At 71.5% G+C, this 16,636-nt stretch carries 18 protein-coding genes and 1 riboswitch; of the genes, 8 read left to right on the top strand and 10 right to left on the bottom strand.

Annotated elements, in window-relative coordinates; all coding sequences use genetic code 11:
* Positions 1-665, bottom strand: a 665-nt coding sequence (locus HII36_RS45450; RefSeq protein WP_236004643.1) for an inositol monophosphatase family protein, incomplete at its 3' end; no start/stop codon positions are given.
* Positions 666-732: 67 nt separating this feature from the next.
* Between HII36_RS45450 and HII36_RS45445 the strand changes: the two genes are divergently transcribed.
* Together HII36_RS45445 and HII36_RS45440 are read left to right on the top strand one after the other, a co-directional pair.
* Positions 733-1,473 (top strand): GntR family transcriptional regulator, encoded by a 741-nt coding sequence (locus HII36_RS45445; protein ID WP_173529577.1) that lies wholly within the window; start codon positions 733-735, stop codon positions 1,471-1,473.
* Between the two features lie 243 nt (positions 1,474-1,716).
* Positions 1,717-2,043, top strand: a complete 327-nt coding sequence (locus tag HII36_RS45440; RefSeq protein WP_173529576.1) for an STAS domain-containing protein — start codon at positions 1,717-1,719, stop codon at positions 2,041-2,043.
* A gap of 43 nt (positions 2,044-2,086) precedes the next feature.
* Here HII36_RS45440 and menD read toward each other — a convergent pair whose 3' ends face one another.
* The gene (menD, locus tag HII36_RS45435; RefSeq protein ID WP_173529575.1) at positions 2,087-3,754 is read right to left on the bottom strand and encodes a 2-succinyl-5-enolpyruvyl-6-hydroxy-3-cyclohexene-1-carboxylic-acid synthase; all 1,668 of its coding nucleotides are present in this window, start codon (positions 3,752-3,754) and stop codon (positions 2,087-2,089) included.
* Between the two features lie 172 nt (positions 3,755-3,926).
* Between menD and HII36_RS45430 the strand changes: the two genes are divergently transcribed.
* The 3 genes from HII36_RS45430 (at position 3,927) to HII36_RS45420 (ending at position 6,991) form a co-directional block, all read left to right on the top strand.
* Positions 3,927-5,087, top strand: a complete 1,161-nt coding sequence (locus HII36_RS45430; RefSeq protein WP_173529574.1) for an AMP-binding protein — start codon at positions 3,927-3,929, stop codon at positions 5,085-5,087.
* A 46-nt stretch (positions 5,088-5,133) separates the two neighbouring features.
* A complete protein-coding gene (locus HII36_RS45425) occupies positions 5,134-5,478 on the top strand; it encodes a hypothetical protein (protein WP_173529573.1) in 345 nt (114 codons plus the stop codon).
* A 169-nt stretch (positions 5,479-5,647) separates the two neighbouring features.
* Positions 5,648-6,991: an RNA polymerase sigma factor gene (locus tag HII36_RS45420; protein ID WP_173529572.1), complete on the top strand. Its 1,344-nt coding sequence runs from the start codon at positions 5,648-5,650 to the stop codon at positions 6,989-6,991.
* Positions 6,992-7,057: 66 nt separating this feature from the next.
* On the opposite strand, the gene HII36_RS45415 is transcribed toward HII36_RS45420, so the two are convergent.
* The gene (locus tag HII36_RS45415; RefSeq protein WP_173529571.1) at positions 7,058-7,456 is read right to left on the bottom strand and encodes a hypothetical protein; all 399 of its coding nucleotides are present in this window, start codon (positions 7,454-7,456) and stop codon (positions 7,058-7,060) included.
* 113 nt (positions 7,457-7,569) lie between these two features.
* Between HII36_RS45415 and HII36_RS45410 the strand changes: the two genes are divergently transcribed.
* Positions 7,570-8,133 (top strand): TetR/AcrR family transcriptional regulator C-terminal domain-containing protein, encoded by a 564-nt coding sequence (locus HII36_RS45410; RefSeq protein ID WP_173529570.1) that lies wholly within the window; start codon positions 7,570-7,572, stop codon positions 8,131-8,133.
* A 259-nt stretch (positions 8,134-8,392) separates the two neighbouring features.
* Entirely contained in the window at positions 8,393-8,584 is a 192-nt protein-coding gene (locus HII36_RS45405) for a DUF5999 family protein (RefSeq protein ID WP_173529569.1), read from the top strand.
* A gap of 105 nt (positions 8,585-8,689) precedes the next feature.
* Here the strand turns inward: HII36_RS45405 and HII36_RS45400 are convergent, their stop codons facing one another.
* Positions 8,690-9,280: an alpha/beta hydrolase family protein gene (locus HII36_RS45400; RefSeq protein WP_173529568.1), complete on the bottom strand. Its 591-nt coding sequence runs from the start codon at positions 9,278-9,280 to the stop codon at positions 8,690-8,692.
* Between the two features lie 82 nt (positions 9,281-9,362).
* On the opposite strand from HII36_RS45400, the gene HII36_RS45395 reads away from it, so the two are divergent.
* The gene (locus HII36_RS45395) at positions 9,363-9,710 is read left to right on the top strand and encodes a hypothetical protein (protein ID WP_173529567.1); all 348 of its coding nucleotides are present in this window, start codon (positions 9,363-9,365) and stop codon (positions 9,708-9,710) included.
* Positions 9,711-9,738: 28 nt separating this feature from the next.
* Here the strand turns inward: HII36_RS45395 and HII36_RS45390 are convergent, their stop codons facing one another.
* The 6 genes from HII36_RS45390 to HII36_RS45365 form a co-directional block, all read right to left on the bottom strand.
* Positions 9,739-10,536: a tetratricopeptide repeat protein gene (locus HII36_RS45390; protein ID WP_173529566.1), complete on the bottom strand. Its 798-nt coding sequence runs from the start codon at positions 10,534-10,536 to the stop codon at positions 9,739-9,741.
* Between the two features lie 114 nt (positions 10,537-10,650).
* The gene (gene gcvP / locus HII36_RS45385) at positions 10,651-13,476 is read right to left on the bottom strand and encodes an aminomethyl-transferring glycine dehydrogenase (protein WP_173529565.1); all 2,826 of its coding nucleotides are present in this window, start codon (positions 13,474-13,476) and stop codon (positions 10,651-10,653) included.
* A gap of 184 nt (positions 13,477-13,660) precedes the next feature.
* Positions 13,661-13,766: riboswitch (glycine riboswitch) on the bottom strand.
* A gap of 44 nt (positions 13,767-13,810) precedes the next feature.
* Positions 13,811-14,431, bottom strand: coding sequence for a MerR family transcriptional regulator (locus HII36_RS45380; protein ID WP_173529564.1), 621 nt, complete (start codon positions 14,429-14,431; stop codon positions 13,811-13,813).
* A 147-nt stretch (positions 14,432-14,578) separates the two neighbouring features.
* Entirely contained in the window at positions 14,579-15,049 is a 471-nt protein-coding gene (locus HII36_RS45375; RefSeq protein ID WP_148031963.1) for a bifunctional nuclease family protein, read from the bottom strand.
* 177 nt (positions 15,050-15,226) lie between these two features.
* Positions 15,227-15,853, bottom strand: coding sequence for a transcriptional regulator FtsR (ftsR, locus tag HII36_RS45370; protein ID WP_236004641.1), 627 nt, complete (start codon positions 15,851-15,853; stop codon positions 15,227-15,229).
* Positions 15,854-15,876: 23 nt separating this feature from the next.
* Positions 15,877-16,389, bottom strand: coding sequence for an FHA domain-containing protein (locus HII36_RS45365; RefSeq protein WP_173529562.1), 513 nt, complete (start codon positions 16,387-16,389; stop codon positions 15,877-15,879).
* Between the last annotated feature and the right edge of the window lie 247 nt (positions 16,390-16,636).

Raw genomic sequence — 16,636 nt, 5'->3', positions numbered from 1 at the left:
GCCACGTCCCAGGAGCTGACCCCGGTCGCGAAGGCGACGTCGGCCCAGCCGGCGGCCACGTGCGCCAGGTTGAGCGCGGCGCTGCCCGGCCGGCGCACGGTCGCGAACGAGCGCAGCAGCCGCGCGTAGCGCGCCAGCGCCTCTTGCTCGCCCAGGTCCAGCTCGCGCGGGGTGGGATAGCTGGTCAGCAGCAGCGCCTCGCGGTCGCGTACGGCCCCGGCGCTGCGCAGCGGCGTCCCGTTGCACCAGGCGCCGTCGCGCCCGGCGGTGAACTCGTCGCCGCGCATCGGGTCGTAGACCACCCCGGCCACCAGCTCGCCGCGCACGGCCGCGGCGACGGACACGCAGAAGTACGGCAGCCCGGCGGCGAAGTTCGCGGTCCCGTCGATCGGGTCGACGTACCAGACCAGGTCCCCCGACCCGGTCGCGCCACACTCCTCGCCGACGAACGCGCTGCCGGGCAGGCGTTCCGACACCAGCGCCCTGATGGTCTCCTCCGCCGCCCGGTCGTGCTCGGTGACCAAGTCGTGGAAGTCGCGTTTGGTGGTCACCTCGGGTCGGGACCTGAACGCCTTGATCAGCGCAGGCCCCACGGCCCTGGCCGCCGCGCGGGCCACGTCGAGCAGTTCGTCCTGGTTCATCCGGCCCTCCGCGCTTCTCTTCATCGAACAGGCCCATCCTCCCTCATAGGCAGTTTGTCTGGACATTCTGACCTCGGTTAAGCTGATCAGCATGACCTCGAATCTGGCCATCGACCTGGACCGGTCCAGCCCCGTGCCGCTCTACTTCCAGGTGGCCGAGCAGATCGCCGAGGCCATCAGGCGGGGTGATCTGGCGCCGGGCTCCCGGCTCGACAACGAGATCCTGCTGGCCGACAAGCTCGGGTTGTCGCGGCCGACCATCCGCCAGGCCATCCAGTACCTCGTGGACAAGGGCCTGCTGGTGCGCAAGCGCGGCGTCGGCACCCAGGTCGTGCACGGCCAGGTCAAGCGCTCGGTCGAGCTGACCAGCCTCTACGACGACCTGCGCAGGGCCGGCCAGGACCCGGCCACGCAGGTGCTGGCGCTGGAGCCGCGCCCGGCCGAGGAGGACATCGCCGCCATCCTCGGCGTGCCGGCCGGCGAGCAGGTGCTCTACCTGGAGCGGCTCAGGTTCGCCGCCGGCGAGCCGCTGGCCGTGCTGCACAACTGGCTGCCGCTCGGCCTGGCCCAGCTCACCTCCGCGGACCTGGAGGGCCGCGGCCTGTACGAGCTGCTGCGCGGCGCGGGCGTGCGCATGCGCGTGGCCAACCAGCGCATCGGGGCGCGCGCCGCCACCCAGGCCGAGGCCAAGCTCCTGGACGAACGCCGCGGCGCCCCGCTGCTCACCATGATCCGCACCACCTACGACGACCAGGGGCGCGCCGTCGAGCACGGCTCACACGTCTACCGGGCCTCGCACTACTCGCTCGAGGTCACGCTCATCGAGCGCTGAGCCCGCCTCGTTTTCAGCGGGCCGGGGTTGGGTACTTTCTACCGAAGAACACCTTTGTCTCCCCCGGTGGGGCCCCCTTACCACTTTTTGGATCGTTCCTCTGGCAATCCGGATTCGCGAGACAGTACACTCCAATCCGGAAGTACATCGTCGCTCACAGTGACTACTTCCGGCCGCCTCTCCGCATCACCCGGACCCCGCGGCCGGCCCACGTTCCGGCCCGGACGACTGCGGGGAGCCCGGATGGACCCACTGCACCTGACCACCACGCGCGACAACGGAACACTGACCGTCCGCGTCTCCGGCGAGCTCGACATCGCCAGCACCGAGACGCTCCGCGGCCGCCTGCTCGACCTGCTGCGCGAGGCGGGCGCCGGGCGCGGGCGCGGCACGGTGGTGCTGGAGGTGAGCGGGCTGTCGTTCATCGACGCGGCCGGGCTCGGCATCCTGGTCTGGGTCCAGACCCAGGCCGACCGCGAGAGCATGTCGCTGCGCTTCGCCGGTGTCCCGCCGCGCATGGCGCGCCTGCTCGAGATCACCGGCTTGAACGGCTACTTCGCCACCTCGTGAGCCGCACTCGGACCGTGCGCCGCACTCAGTTAGAGCGCTGCGCTCAGACCGTGTGCCGCAGTGACGACCTGATCGCGTCCTGGGCCACCTGGCGCAGCCGGCCGTGCACGGCCACGTTGGCCACCCGGTCGGTACGCACCTCCACCAGCCGCGGCCCCTCCCCGCGCAGCGCCTTCGGCAGATCGGTGATCTCCTCCACCAGCGTGTACGGCGTGCCGGTGGCGGCCGCCACGTAGCCCAGGTCGACCCCGTGCGGCGTGCCGAAGACCCGCTCGAACGGGTCTCTGACCGCGGCCTGCGGCAGCAGCGAGAAGATGCCGCCGCCGTCGTTGTTCACCACGACCAGGCAAAGGTCCGGCCGGGGCTCGCGGGGGCCGAGGATCAGCCCGTTCTGGTCGTGCAGGAACGACAGGTCGCCGATCAGCGCGAACGACGGGCCGTTGTGCGCCAGCGCGGCCCCCATCGCCGAGGAGACCAGCCCGTCGATGCCGGAGGCCCCCCGGTTGGCCAGCAGCCTGATGCCGCGCCGCGGCCGCATCGCCTGGTCGAGGTCGCGGATCGGCATGGACGACCCGCAGTACAGCAACGCCCCGTTGGGCAGCGACTCGACCAGGTCACGCGCCAGCCGCGGCTCGCTCATGCCCGACACGTCGAGCAGCTCGTCGATCGCCGCCCGGGCCGCCAGGTCGGCCTGACGCCAGCTGTGCAGCCACGTGTCGTCGCCCGAGGCCACCGGGATCTCCACCGCCTGCGCCACCTGGGTGGCCGACCGGGTCGGGTCGGGCCAGCGGTCGAGGCCGGGCGAGACCACGATGTGCTCGTCGGCCCGCTTCAGCCACGACAGCAGCGGCCGCGACAGCCCGGGCCGGCCCAGCGTGACCACCACGTCGGGGCGGTGCGCGTCGGCGAACTCCGGGGTGCTCAGCAGGTAGTGGTAGGTGGAGATGGCGTGGTCGCCGTAGCGGGCGCCGCCGTTCGGCTCCGACAGCACCGGCCAGCCGGCCATGCCCGCGGCCGCGACGTAGCGGCGCACGTTCGCCGCGCCGTCGCCGACCACGAGCACGCCGCGCCTGGTCGGCGGGATGTGCAGGGCGACGGGCGGCGGCGCGACGCGGGCGCGCACCCACGGGCCGTTGACGCCGCCGTCGAGCGGCTCGCACCACTTGGTGTCGCCGTCGGGGATCAGCGGCTCCCTGAAGGCCAGGTTCAGGTGCACCGGGCCGGGGTCGGCCGGACCCGCCGCGCGCTGGTAGGCGCGGCAGGCCAGCGAACGCCAGTACGCCACCTGCCCGGGACGGTCTTCCGGCACCCCGACCTCGGCGAACCAGCGGGTGGCCGTGCCGTACAGATTGAGCTGGTCGATGGTCTGGTTCGCGCCGGTGCCGCGCAGCTCGGGCGGCCGGTCGGCGGTGAGCACCAGCAGCGGGACGCCGGACTCACCGGCCTCGATGACCGCCGGGTGGAAGTTGGCCGTCGCGGTGCCCGACGAGCAGATCAGCGCGACCGGCCGTTCCGCGCGTTTGGCCAGGCCCAGGGCCAGGAACGAGGCCGAGCGCTCGTCGATGCGCACGTGCAGGCGCACCCGCGACTCGGCGTGCAGGGCCAGGGCGAGCGGGGCCGAGCGGGAGCCGGGGGCGAGCACCACGTCGGTGAGGCCGCAGCGCACCAGCTCGTCGACCAGAACTGTGGCCAGTGCGGTGGCGGGGTTCACAGTGACGCCTCCTGCATCCGGCGTTGCCACAAAGGAGATGCAATCTCAAAGTCCGACAAAAGATGAAAATTCGCCGACAGTCGGTCGGGCGGGCGCACGCGGGCGACCACGGGAGAACGCGCCACGACCCTCCCCGCACCTCTTCCGACCTGTCGCCATTAACCTTACGAGCATGTGGAGGAACCCGTCGCATCCGGACCGTCCGCTGCATGCCATTGTGCAGCCTCCCGGACCCGCTCTTTTCACGGCCGTGCGGGAAGCGCTTTCCGGCGACGGGCCCGCCGTGCTCCCCCTCTCCCCCGGCCGGGCCGCCGACGCCGCACTCGCGGCGCTGCGGCCCACGAGCGTAGACGGCGTGCCGCTGCCCGGCGGCGCGGGCGTTCCAGCGGACGTGGCTGTGGTGATCTCCACCAGCGGCAGCACCGGGGCGCCCAAGGGCGTGATGTTGTCGGCCACCGCGCTGCGCACGTCGGCGCTGGCCTCGCTGCGGCGGCTGGAGGCGGCCGCGGGCGAGCGGTGGTTGTGCTGCCTGCCCGTCTCGCACGTCTCGGGGCTGCAGGTGCTGGTACGCGCCCTGCTGTCGGAGAGCGAGCCGATCATCCATCCCGCGTTCGACCCGGTGGCGGTGCTCGCGTCGGGGGCCGACCACGTGTCGCTGGTGCCGACCCAGTTGCACCGGCTGGTCGAGATGAGGGCCGACCTGTCGGTCTTCCGCACCATCCTGCTCGGCGGCGCCCCGGCCAGGGCCGGGCTGCTGGCCGCGGCGCGGGCGCTGGGCGCCAGGGTGGTGACGACGTATGGGATGAGCGAGACGAGCGGCGGCTGCGTGTACGACGGCAGCCCGCTCCCCCAGGTCGACGTCAAGATCGGCGACGACGGGCTGATCCGCGTCGCCGGTCCCATGCTGTTCTCCGGCTACCGGTTCGACGGGGAGAGCGGGGCCGACGGCCGTTTCGACGGCGACTGGTTCGTCACCTCCGACCTGGGCGAGCTGTCCGGCGGCCGGCTGCGGGTGCTCGGCCGGGCCGACGACGTGATCAACACCGGCGGCGAGAAGGTGGTGGCCGCCGCCGTGGCCGACGTGGTCGCCGGGCATCCCGGGGTGTCCGACGTGGCCGTCGTGGGCCGTCCCGACGACGAATGGGGCCAGGCCGTGGTGGCCGTGGTGGTGCCCGCCGACCCCGCCACGCCGCTCACGCTGCCCGGGTTGCGCGCCTACTGCCGCGACCGGCTGCCCGCCCACGCCGTACCCCGTGACCTGCGGATCGTCCCGGCCCTGCCGCTGCTGGCGAACGGCAAACCCGATCTGGTACGCCTGCGGGCAGGAACCTGAGACCGTGCGACTGCGTCATAGTGGGGAGAGCACGGAGGGAGCCTTCATGAACCAGACCCGCAAGATGTGGGCATCCGCGGCGGTCGTCGGCGCGATCGTCGTCGGTGGCGTGTCGGTCGCGGCGGCCGCGTCCGCGGGCAGGCTCGAGAACGCCGGGCAGCAGACCAAGGTGACGGTGAGGAACACCACACCGGCCACCGCGCCCCAGTCCGGGCCGCCGGCCACCCAGTCTTCCGCCGCGCCGGAGACCACCGACGGCATCGTGGTGTCCACCGAGGTCAACCCCGATCCCGGAGAGGTCGTCGAGTTCTGGACCGGTGAGCGCATGGAGGGCGCCCAGCCCATGCCGATGCCCGAGGTCAAGGAAGGCGAGTTCGAGGTCGCCGACTAGCGCGTACCGGTAGGGCGGGTGGCCTTCGGGCGATCCGCCCTTTTTCTTCCCCTCCGGGAACAAATCTGGCCCGATGGCGTTATTGATACTGGTGCGCCGTGCGGACAGTGAACCGGCCCACCATCAACCTGCCTGTTCGCTCCTGACTCCGTACGGAGGAGGTGTCCTCATGCCCAGAACCGCCGTGGCGACCCCACCCGCGACCCTCGATGAGCTGATCGAACGAGGGCGAGCCCAGGGTCACCTTTCTCTCGCGGAGCTGCGTGACGCGTTCGCCGACGCCGGGATCAGCCCGGCGGAAGGCCGTACCATTCTGCGCGAGCTCTCCGAGGCAGGCGTGAGCCTGGCCGCGGAGAACGAGCCGTCGCTCAGCAGGACGGCCGCGAAGAAGACTCCGGCCGCCAAGAGCGCCGGCACGAAGAAATCCGCGCCGAAGGCGAAGAAGCCCTCGGCAGCCAAGGGTACCGGCCGCAAGGCCGCCGAGGCAAAAGTCGCCGTCGACGGCAAGCCGGAGCACGAGGAGGACGTGCCCGACGACGAGATCGAGTTCAGCGAGGAGGACATCGAGAACGAGGTCAACGACCTCGACGACGCCCAGTCGGTCATGGGCGACTCGGTGCACACCTACCTGAAGTCGATCGGCCGCCGCACGCTGCTCACCGCCGCCCAGGAGGTCGAGCTGGCCCGGCGCATCGAGGCCGGCCTGTACGCCGAGTACAAGCTGGAGACCGACGCCGCCAACGTGCCCAACGCCCTGCGCGAGGACCTGGAGATGGTGGTCGAGGACGGCCGCCGCGCCAAGGACCACATGCTGGAGGCGAACCTGCGCCTGGTGGTCTCGGTGGCCAAGAAGTACACCGACCGCGGCATGTCCCTGCTGGACGTGGTCCAGGAGGGCAACCTGGGCCTGATCAGGGCGGTCGAGAAGTTCGACTACACCAAGGGCTTCAAGTTCTCCACGTACGCCATGTGGTGGATCCGCCAGGCCATCCAGCGCGGCTTCGCCGACTCGGCCAGGACGATCCGGCTGCCCGTCCACGTGCTGGAGATGCTCTCGAAGCTGTCGCGCGTCGAGCGTGACATGCACCAGCGGCTGGGCCGCGAGCCCACGCCCGAGGAGCTGGCCGTCGAGCTCGACAAGACGCCCGACCAGATCGAGGAGCTGCTGCGCACCAGCCGCCAGCCGATCTCGCTGAACGCGACCATCGGCGAGGACGGCGAGACCACGATCGGCGACCTCATCGAGGACGTCGACTCGCCGGAGGCGTCGGAGATCGTCGACCGCCAGCTGCTGGGCGACCAGCTGCGCGGCGTGCTCGACAACCTCTCGCCGCGCGAGTCGAAGATCATGGCGCTGCGCTTCGGCCTGGTGGACGGCAAGCCCCACACCCTGGACGAGATCGGCAAGCACCTGGGCCTGACCAGGGAGCGGATCCGCCAGCTGGAGAAGGAGTCGCTGTCCAAGCTGCGCCACCCGAGCAACACCCGCCCGCTGCTGGACTGGGCCAGCTAGCGGCGGAAGGCACGACGAAGCCCCGGCGTCCGTACGGACGCCGGGGCTTCGTGCTTGTCAGGTCCCTCAGCGGGTGGCGGGCAGCGGCCGGGGCACGCGCGGGATGCCCCACATGCGGTTCTCCTCACGCAGCGTGCGCAGCCGCTCCACCTCGGAGGTCCACATGGCCCCTGCGGGCGTCGCCTTGGCCTTGCGGCGGGCGATGCGGTCGTCGTAGGACTTGACGCCGAACGTGGCCCGCTGGCCGCTCTCGGCCGCCCTCAGCGCCTCGGTCAGCGCCTTGTCGAACGCCTGTCCTGCGGCCAGGAGCTCGATCTCGTCGGCCTGGGCGGCGCGCAGGTCGCGCAGCGTGCCCTCGGCCTGCCTGGCCCGCTCCAGCAGGTCGGGGAAGCTCTTGGAGATCTCCTGGTCCGCGTGGTAGCGGACCTCGGCCTCGCGGCTCACCCGCGGACGGAAAAACGCCATCGACTCTGCCCTTCAACCAGAACGTGCTGTGACAACCGACAAGGGTACGCCGTCCGGCGACACGCTCGGCAATCGGACCCGCGCCGCGGCCTTTACATAGTAAGATGATCATCATGCCCGCCAAGAGACCACCGGTCCCCCTCTCCCGCGAGCGCATCATCGAGGCCGCGCTGCACATCGCGAACAGCCAGGGCCTGCGCCGGCTCACCATGCGCAGGCTGGGCGACGCCCTGCAGGTGGAGGCCATGGCCATCTACCACCACCTGCCCAGGGGCAAGGAGGCGCTGATGGACGCGCTGGCCGAGCACGTCACGGCCGTCCAGGTCGAGCAGGGCCCCACCTGGCAGGAGACGGCCAGGGCGTGGTGCAGGGCCGGCCGCGAGCTGCTGCGCGAGCATCCGGGCGTGCTGGCGCTGGCGCTGACCAAGCCGCCCAAGGGCGCCACGTCGCTGGCCATCAGGGAGCAGACCGAGCAGCTCGCCGACGGCGGCCTGGCCGACGCGCCCGAGGCGGTGCGCGCGCTGCGCGCCTTCGTCTTCGGCAGCGTGGCCGTCGAGGTGCAGCAGTCCGGCTGGGCCGACCCCGAGGTGGACGCCTGGGTCCGCAGGGACGAACGCGCCGACGCCGATTTCGAACGCGGGCTCGACGCCCTGCTCAGAGGCCTGCAGGCCGGATAGCGGCGACTCGGCCCCATGGAAGGGGACACGCCCGACTTGCCCAAGAGGTCGCAAACGTAGTGCGCGCGGCGGCCGCAGACCGTTATTCTGCTTGAGGCATGCTGTGTCGAAGGTCACACGCCGGGCATCCTCCTCTAACAGTCCGAACGGACTATGTCGAAACGTGTGACATACGCCGCACACTTGCCAGGACAACAAACCCGAGCCCGTTCCCGTCCCTCCAAACGGGAGCATCCCACGAGATATCGGAGGCACGCCGATGTGCCCGCACGACCCGGCTTGTCCGTCTGCCGAGGCGCCCGACCGCGAGGCCGCACGCACCCTCGCCTGCCACCCCGAGCAGGGGTGGAGCCTTCTCTGCAACGGCGTCGTCCTGTTCGAGGACACCGGGGAGCTGCTGCCCAGCGGCACCGCCATCGCCCCGCACCGGCCCGTGGTCGGAGCCGTCTGACCGCAGCCGGTCCGCCGACCGGAACGGTCCGTCCGTAACCGCCGCATCGAGGCGGCCCCTATCCGGGCCGCCCAGCACAACTCTCGTCCCCGGCCCCATCGCGGGCTACGCGTAGTGGGTGATCCACTCCGCCACGACCTCGCCCACGCGGGCCGGGTCCTTCTTCAGGTCGTGCCCCTCGCCGGGCAGCACCACCAGCCGCGCCGCGTCCTTGGCGTCAGGGACTCCGAACGGATCGCGGTCCCCGTTCACCACCAGCACGTCCACGCCGGCGCCGCGCAGCTCGTCGGCCCTGGAACGCTCCGGCTTGCCCGGCGGGTGCAGCGGGAAGGCCAGCGCCACCACCGCCGCCGCGCCGACCGCCCTGGCCGTGCGGCAGGCCACCCTGGCCCCGTTGCTGCGGCCGCCCTGCACGACAGGCACCCCCGGCCAGCGCGCCCGCAGCTCCGCCAGGACGATCTCCCACGCCTCGTCCTGCTTGACCGCCGAACCCGGCGCCCTGGCCCCGGCCGCCCTGAAGGCCTGCGTGACCCTGGCCACGCGCACGCCCGCGTCGAGCGCCGCCGCGCGCACCGCCAGCAGGTCGGGGGCGTCCACCCCGCCGGCCGAGCCGTGGGTCAGCACGAGCAGCAGCCGGGCGCCGGACACCTCGTCGACCTCGACCCGCGCCGGGCCCCTCGGCGTCATGATCTCCATGCGCAGCACCGTACCTGGGGAGGAGCGGCGGGTAGGTCTCAGGACTGATGACGGCGCGCCGCGAGCCGGGCATGATGGCCTCATGTCAGACATGCGTCCCATGCACGACGATCTCAAGGCCACGCTCGACGCCCGCAGAGAGCTCGGACCCGACTACGAGGCCGCCCTGGTCGAGTCGTTCGTGGCACGCCTCGACGCCACCATCGCCGCCCGGGTCCAGGAGGAGCTGCGGCTTCGCGGCGTCGCCCCGGCCAAGCCGAAGAGCAGCGGCGCGGCGATGATCCCGATCGCGCTCGGCTCGATGGGCATCGGCATCCCGCTGACGGCCATCGCGGCGGGCAACGCCGGGCTGGTCGGCCTGATCATCGCGTGGGTGTCGATCGTCATCATCAACATGGCCGCCGCGGGCGCCATCATGCGCCGCGACTGACCTGCACCAGGGCGCGGTCGGACGGGGGTCAGGCTTCCCGCTCGTAGCGCAGCCGCACGTCGGCCGACAGCGTCTCGCTCTCGTGGTCGAGCCCGTAGGCCCACACGCGCACGGCGTCGTCGGCGCGCCCGCGCAACGGGAGCGTGCGGGCCAGCAGCTCGATGGCCAGCGCCGCGGTCTGCTCGTCCGCGCCGCCTTCCAGGCTGCCGGCGAACTCCCCGCAGGCCAGTTCCAGATGCGCGATGCCCAGCCTGACCCGCAGCCTGGGCACCTCCTCGGCCGGGGCGAACTCCAGGACGTCCAGCAGCAGCTCGGCGGCCTCTCCCGGCTCTCCCCGCTCCAGCATCAGGTCGGCGAGCTGCTGGGCGGCGTGCACCGCGACGTGCGCGTCGCCCAGCTCGGCGGCCGCGCGCAGCTCGCGCTCGGCCTCGTCGTCGTGCCCGGCCTGCGCGGCGAGCCTGGCCAGCGCCAGGTGGGCCAGCGGCACGTACGCCGGGGTGCCCACGCCGAGCACCGCCTGCCAGGCACCCCTGGCCTGGTCGGCGCGGCCCTCGCGCTCGAAGCCCTGCGCCAGGTGGCAGGCGGCCTGGGCGGCGTATTCCGGGTGCCCGGTCGACAGCGCGGTGCGCGCTGCGGCCCTTGCGCCTTCGACGTCACCGCGTTCGTCCAGGACGACGGCGAGCCCGACGGCGGCCTGCGCCAGGTCGGGCTCGTCGGGGTCGGCGGCCAGCCGGGCGAGTATGGCCGCCGCGCCGTCGAGATCGCCCTGCTCGGCCAGGCGGCGGGCGGTGTCGAGAGGCGGGGTCTCCAGCTCTGAGGACGTCAAGAGAGCTCCTTCTGCGACGATCGCACCGAGCCTAACGACTTCTGGCGATCATGTCTGCTCACTTGACGGACTGGGTCCGGGCCCTTCGGCAAGGCCCGGACCCGGTCCTTCCGATCAGTCCTCGTACGCCTCCAGCGGCGGGCAGGCGCACACCAGGTTGCGGTCGCCGTACGCCTGGTCGATGCGGCGCACCGGCACCCAGTACTTGCCGTCGCGCAGCGAGGGCAGCGGGTAGGCCGCCTCGGTCCGCGAGTAGGGGTGGCTCCACTCGTCGGCGGTGACCGCCTCGGCGGTGTGTGGGGCGTTGCGCAGCGGGTTGTCGGTCTTGTCGTAGGCGCCGGAGGCCACCTTGGAGATCTCCTCCCTGATGGCGATCATGGCGTCGACGAACCGGTCGAGCTCGGCCAGGTCCTCGCTCTCGGTCGGCTCGATCATGAGCGTGCCGGCGACGGGGAACGACATGGTGGGCGCGTGGAAGCCGTAGTCGATGAGGCGCTTGGCCACGTCGTCGACGGTGACGCCGGTCTCCTTGGTGACCTGGCGCAGGTCCACGATGCACTCGTGGGCCACCAGGCCGCCGCGCCCGGTGTACAGGACCGGGTAGTGCGGGGCGAGCCGGCGCGCCAGGTAGTTGGCCGACAGGATCGCCTGCTCGGTGGCGGCGGTCAGGCCCTCGGCGCCCATCATCCTGATGTAGGCCCAGGAGATGGGCAGGATGCCGGCCGAGCCGTACGGGGCGGCCGAGACCGGGCCGACCGGGCCGCCGTCGCGCAGCGGGTGGCCGGGCAGGTAGGCCGCCAGGTGGCCGCGCACCGCGACCGGGCCGACGCCGGGGCCGCCGCCGCCGTGCGGGATGCAGAACGTCTTGTGCAGGTTCAGGTGCGAGACGTCGGCGCCGAACTCGCCCGGCTTGGCCAGGCCGACCAGCGCGTTGAGGTTGGCGCCGTCGACGTAGACCTGGCCGCCGGCGTCGTGCACCTTGGCGCACACCTCGGTGATCGTCTCCTCGTACACGCCGTGCGTGGACGGGTACGTCACCATGATCGCGGCGAGCGCGTCGCGGTGCTTGTCGATCTTGGCGTCGAGGTCGGCCAGGTCCACGTTGCCGTCGGAGTCGCAGGCCACGACCACGACGCGCATGCCGGCCATGACGGCGCTGGCGGCGTTGGTGCCGTGCGCCGAGGACGGGATGAGGCACACGTCGCGGGCGCTGTCGCCGTTGGCCAGGTGGTAGGCGCGAATGGCCAGCAGCCCGGCGAACTCGCCCTGCGAGCCGGCGTTCGGCTGGATAGAGACGGCGTCGTAGCCGGTCACCTCGGCCAGCCAGCCCTCCAGGGTGCCGATCAGGTCGAGGTAGCCCGCGGCCTGCTCCTCCGGCGCGTACGGGTGGATGCCGGCGAACTCCGGCCAGGTGATGGGCTCCATCTCGGTGGTCGCGTTCAGCTTCATCGTGCAGGAGCCGAGCGGGATCATCGACTTGTCGAGCGCGATGTCCTTGTCCTGCAGCCTGCGCAGGTAGCGGAGCATGGCGGTCTCGGAGCGGTGGTCGTGGAAGACCGGGTGGGTCAGGTAGTCGGACTCGCGGGCCAGCTCGGCCGGCAGCGCGTCGGTGTCGAGCTCGACCTCGGCGCGGTCGATCCCGAACGCCGCCCACACGGCGCCGACCTCGGCGGCGCCGGTCTTCTCGTCGCAGGCGACGGAGACGTGGTCGTCGTCGACCCGCCACAGGTTGACGCCACGCTCGGCGGCGGCGGCGACGATCTCGGCGGCCCGGCCGGGGACCCGGGCGAGCACGGTGTCGAAGAACGCGCCGTGCACCACCTCGACGCCGCCCTGCCGCAGCCCCTCGGCCAGCGCGACGGCGTGCCTGTGGGTGCGCAGGGCGATGCGGCGCAGGCCCTCGGGGCCGTGGTAGACGGCGTACATGCCGGCGATGACGGCCAGCAGCACCTGCGCGGTGCAGATGTTGCTGGTGGCCTTCTCGCGGCGGATGTGCTGCTCGCGGGTCTGCAGCGCCAGCCGGTAGGCGGGGTCGCCGTCGACGTCGACCGAGACGCCCACCAGGCGGCCGGGCATCTGCCGCTGCAGCCCCTCGCGTACCGCCATGTAGGCCGCGTGCGGGCCGCCGAAGCCGAACGGCACGCCGAAGCGCTGCGAGGAGCCGATCGCGATGTCGGCACCCAGCTCGCCGGGGGCGGCGACCAGGGTCAGGGCGAGCAGGTCGGCGGCGGCCACGACGAGCGCGCCCGCCTCGTGCGCGGCGGCGGCCACGGCGCGGAAGTCACGCAGCCGGCCGGAGGCGCCGGGGTACTGCACGAGCACGCCGAAGCACTCGGGCAGCTCGCCCTCCAGGGAGTGCTCGACCAGCGTGATGCCCAGCGGCTCGGCGCGGGTGGCCAGCACGCTCTTGGTCTGGGGCAGGGCGTCGGCGTCGACCACGAACACGTCGCTCTTGGACTTGCCGGCCCGGCGGGCCAGCGTCATGGCCTCGGCGGCGGCGGTGGCCTCGTCGAGCAGGGACGCGCCGGCCACGTCGAGGCCGGTCAGGTCGGAGACCACGGTCTGGAAGTTCAGCAGCGCCTCCAGGCGGCCCTGCGAGATCTCCGGCTGGTACGGCGTGTACGCGGTGTACCAGCCCGGGTTCTCCAGCAGGTTGCGCCGGATGACGGCGGGGGTGATCGTGTCGTGGTACCCGAGGCCGATCATCGAGGTGAGCACCTGGTTGCGGTCGGCCAGGGCGCGCAGTTCGCCGATCGCCTCGGTCTCGCTCGCGGCCGGGGGCAGCTTCAGCCGGTCCTTGGCCCTGATGGCCTCAGGGACGGCCACCGCCACCAGGTCCGTCACCGATTCGAAGCCCACGGCCTCGAGCATGCGCTGCTGCTCGGACTCCGATGGGCCGATGTGCCGCGACGAGAACGGCGGAAGTGTCAGGTCGGTCATGGGGAATGCCTCCCGAGGCTGTGGAGACCGGCGCCAGGGCGCGGACGAGTGCCGGGTCTCCCCCTCTGTCATCACGACGTCGTCGAGGCGGCGTCATCGTGACCTGAGAGCTTCACCCCCTGTGCCGGGGGCTTGCACCGTCGGTGAGGCGCGCCTGGCGGGTGCGCCTGCTTTCCAGAGTTGCCTCGCCCGAGCGGTACTGGGTGCCTGAGAGATTCCGGGGAGGGTTGCTCCTTCGGCGCCCCCGGCCGGACTCGCGCCCGGCCTGAGGACTCTCCCGCACGGGGTCGTCAGCCTTCTCGTCCTAGATTACTACCCCATGAGGTGATCTTGCTCAGCCGGTGCGGCGGGCTCGGCGGCGGCGGGCCAGTTCGTCAGCGGGATGGTCGGCCGGGACGGAGTCCTCGACCGCCGCCCGTTCCCCCGGCAGCTCCGCGAGCGATCCCTCGACCTCGCGCCAGACCCGGCCCAAGGCTATGCCGAACACGCCCTGCCCGCCCTGCAGCAGGTCGATCACCTCGTCGGCCGAGGTGCACTCGTAGACGCTCACGCCGTCGCTCATCAGCGTGATCTGCGCCAGGTCGGCGACCCCGCGGTCGCGCAGATGCTGGACGGCGGTGCGGATCTGCTGCAGTGACACCCCGGTGTCGAGCAGCCGCTTGACGACCTTCAGCACCAGGATGTCGCGGAAGCTGTAGAGCCGCTGCGAGCCCGAGCCGTGCGCGGCTCTTATCGTGGGCTCGACCAGGCCCGTGCGCGCCCAGTAGTCAAGCTGCCTGTAGGTGATGCCGGCCGCGGCGCAGGCCGTGGGGCCCCGGTAGCCGATGTCGGCCGGCAGCGACGCGGGCTGCTCGTCGAAGAGCAGACCCTGCTCCCCGGCACGCTGCCGCGCACTCTCCCGCCGCACCGGATCTTCCTGGCCGGCCGTCTTTCCCTCGCCGCTGCTGACCGCCACGCGGACCTCCGGCTTTCTCTCATCCCGTGGCCTGATCTGGGGGTTCGTAAAGGGCGACCACGGGTTTCACTTGCACCGTAGGACCGTGACCATGCTCAGTCAACGATCCGGCTCGGCGCGTCGTGAAGCGTAAATGCACTGAAATACCTACCCCGCCCTGCCGAAGTCTTCGGGCGAGATCGTGTCAAGGAACTCCCTGAACTTCTCCACCTCGTCCTCCTGGTCGTCGGGGATGATCACCCCGGCCTCCTGGACCACCTCTTCACTGGCGAAGATGCGGGCCCCGGTGCGCAGGGCGAGCGCGATCGAGTCGGACGGCCGCGCGCTCACCTCCACGCCGTTGGAGAAGACGAGATCGGCGAAGAAGATGCCGTCACGCAGCGCGACGATGTTGACCGCGCGCAGGCCGACGCCCAGGGCGCTGAGCACATCCCTGAACAGGTCGTGGGTGAGCGGCCGGGGTGGGGGCTCGTCCGCCTGGGCGAGGGCGATGGCGGTCGCCTCGGTCATGCCAATCCATATCGGCAGGAACCGCTCCCCGTGTGCCTCCTTGAGCAAGACGATCGGCTGATTTGTGGGCATTTCCACACGAACGCCCACGACCTCCATCTGCAACACGGGCCGCTCCGTATTCGACTGGCCGGTGGATCCGGCGCAGCATTTCGCTGGTCGATGATGCTGGGTTGGTTTGCTGCTGGGTGCTACTGCTGGTCACTCCACGCGGTGCGCTTCTGCAATTCAACGTAACACCCGGCGGGCCTTCCATGTGCCCCGCCTCCCAGCCTCGCGCGGCCGTTATCGCCCCAGCACCGATCTGACGCCGGTGCGCAGCAACGCCGCGTGCAGATCGAGCAGATGCGCGGAAAGCTCCCTGGCGACCTCGTCGGCCTCGCCGATGGCTCCGGGTGCGCGGCGCTTGAGAATGGGCGCGACCGCCTGCTCCACCAGCCCGGCCTCGCGCTCGGCGGCGGCCTTGACCGCGCGCAGGTGGCGGGCGTGCAGGCCGTGGCGGGCCAGCGCGCCGACGCTGCGCGCCACCTTCAGCGCCTCTTCGTCATAACGCCTGGCGACGGGGGCCAGCAGGCCGTAGTCTTCGAGCTCGGTGAGCATCTCCTCGTCGATGCCCGCCGCCTCCAGCAGCTCGGCGCGGCTGAGCCGGAGCTCCTGCTTGTCCTGGACGGCCCGCGGACGGCCGAAGTTCTCGGCCATCCTGTCCTTGATCACCCGCAGCGGCAGGTAGTGGTCGCGCTGCTCGGTGAGGATGAAGCGCAGCTGCTCCACGTGCAGGTGGGTGAACTTGCGAAAGCCCGAGGGGCTGCGCTCGGGCTCGATGAGTCCCTCGCCCTCCAAGAAGCGGATCTTGGAGACGGTGACGTCGGGGAACTCGCCCTGCAGCAGGGCGAGCACCTCCCCGATGCTCATGTGCGAGCGCGCCGCCTGTGGACTCATACGCCGGCGTTGGTCCGCATCAGGAAGACGAGGCGGAACTTGCCGATCTGCACCTCGTCTCCGGAGTGCAGGGGGACCTCCTCGATGCGCTCCCTGTTGACGTAGGTGCCGTTGAGGCTGCCCACGTCGCGCACGGAGAACTGGCCGCCGCGGTGGCGGTAGAACTCGACGTGGCGCCGGGAGACGGTGATGTCGTCGAGGAAGATGTCGCTCTCCGGGTGACGCCCGGTGGTGGTGAGGTCCTTGTCGAGCCGGAACCGGCTCCCCTGGTTAGGGCCCCTGGTGACCGTGAGCAGCGCCGTGCCGGGCGGGAGCTGTTCGACCAGCGCCCTCTCGGCCAGCAGCATGTCGCCTGTCTCAGCCTCGTACGCCTCGATTCCCGCGACGGAGATCGTCGATGTGGTGTCCCCGGAGACCTCGTGTCTGGTCAGCGGTGACCCACAGCGGGAACAGAAACGGGCATCCTCGGGGTTGGCGTGCCCGCACTGCGTGCAGTAGACGCTCGGCATCGATCGGCTCGGCCTCCTACCGCGAAGACGCGGCGACGGTGCTCGGGCGCCTCGCTTCGCTTTTCACGTTTGCGAATGCCGCAACTTACGCTGATCAGCGGCAAAGGTCAAGGCGGGGCGCTGGTTCACTGGTTCGGACGCTGACAAAGCTACCGCCGCCCCTGCCCCGTGGTCCATGCCGCCGCGCGTTTCTACATTACGATCTTGTGGCGGTTCTGTGCGCGGGGTGGGGGAAAAATCCTCCTAC

The organism is Nonomuraea antri (assembly GCF_013283785.1).
GTDB lineage: Bacteria > Actinomycetota > Actinomycetes > Streptosporangiales > Streptosporangiaceae > Nonomuraea > Nonomuraea antri.
This window is presented reverse-complemented; position numbering and strand designations above follow the sequence as displayed.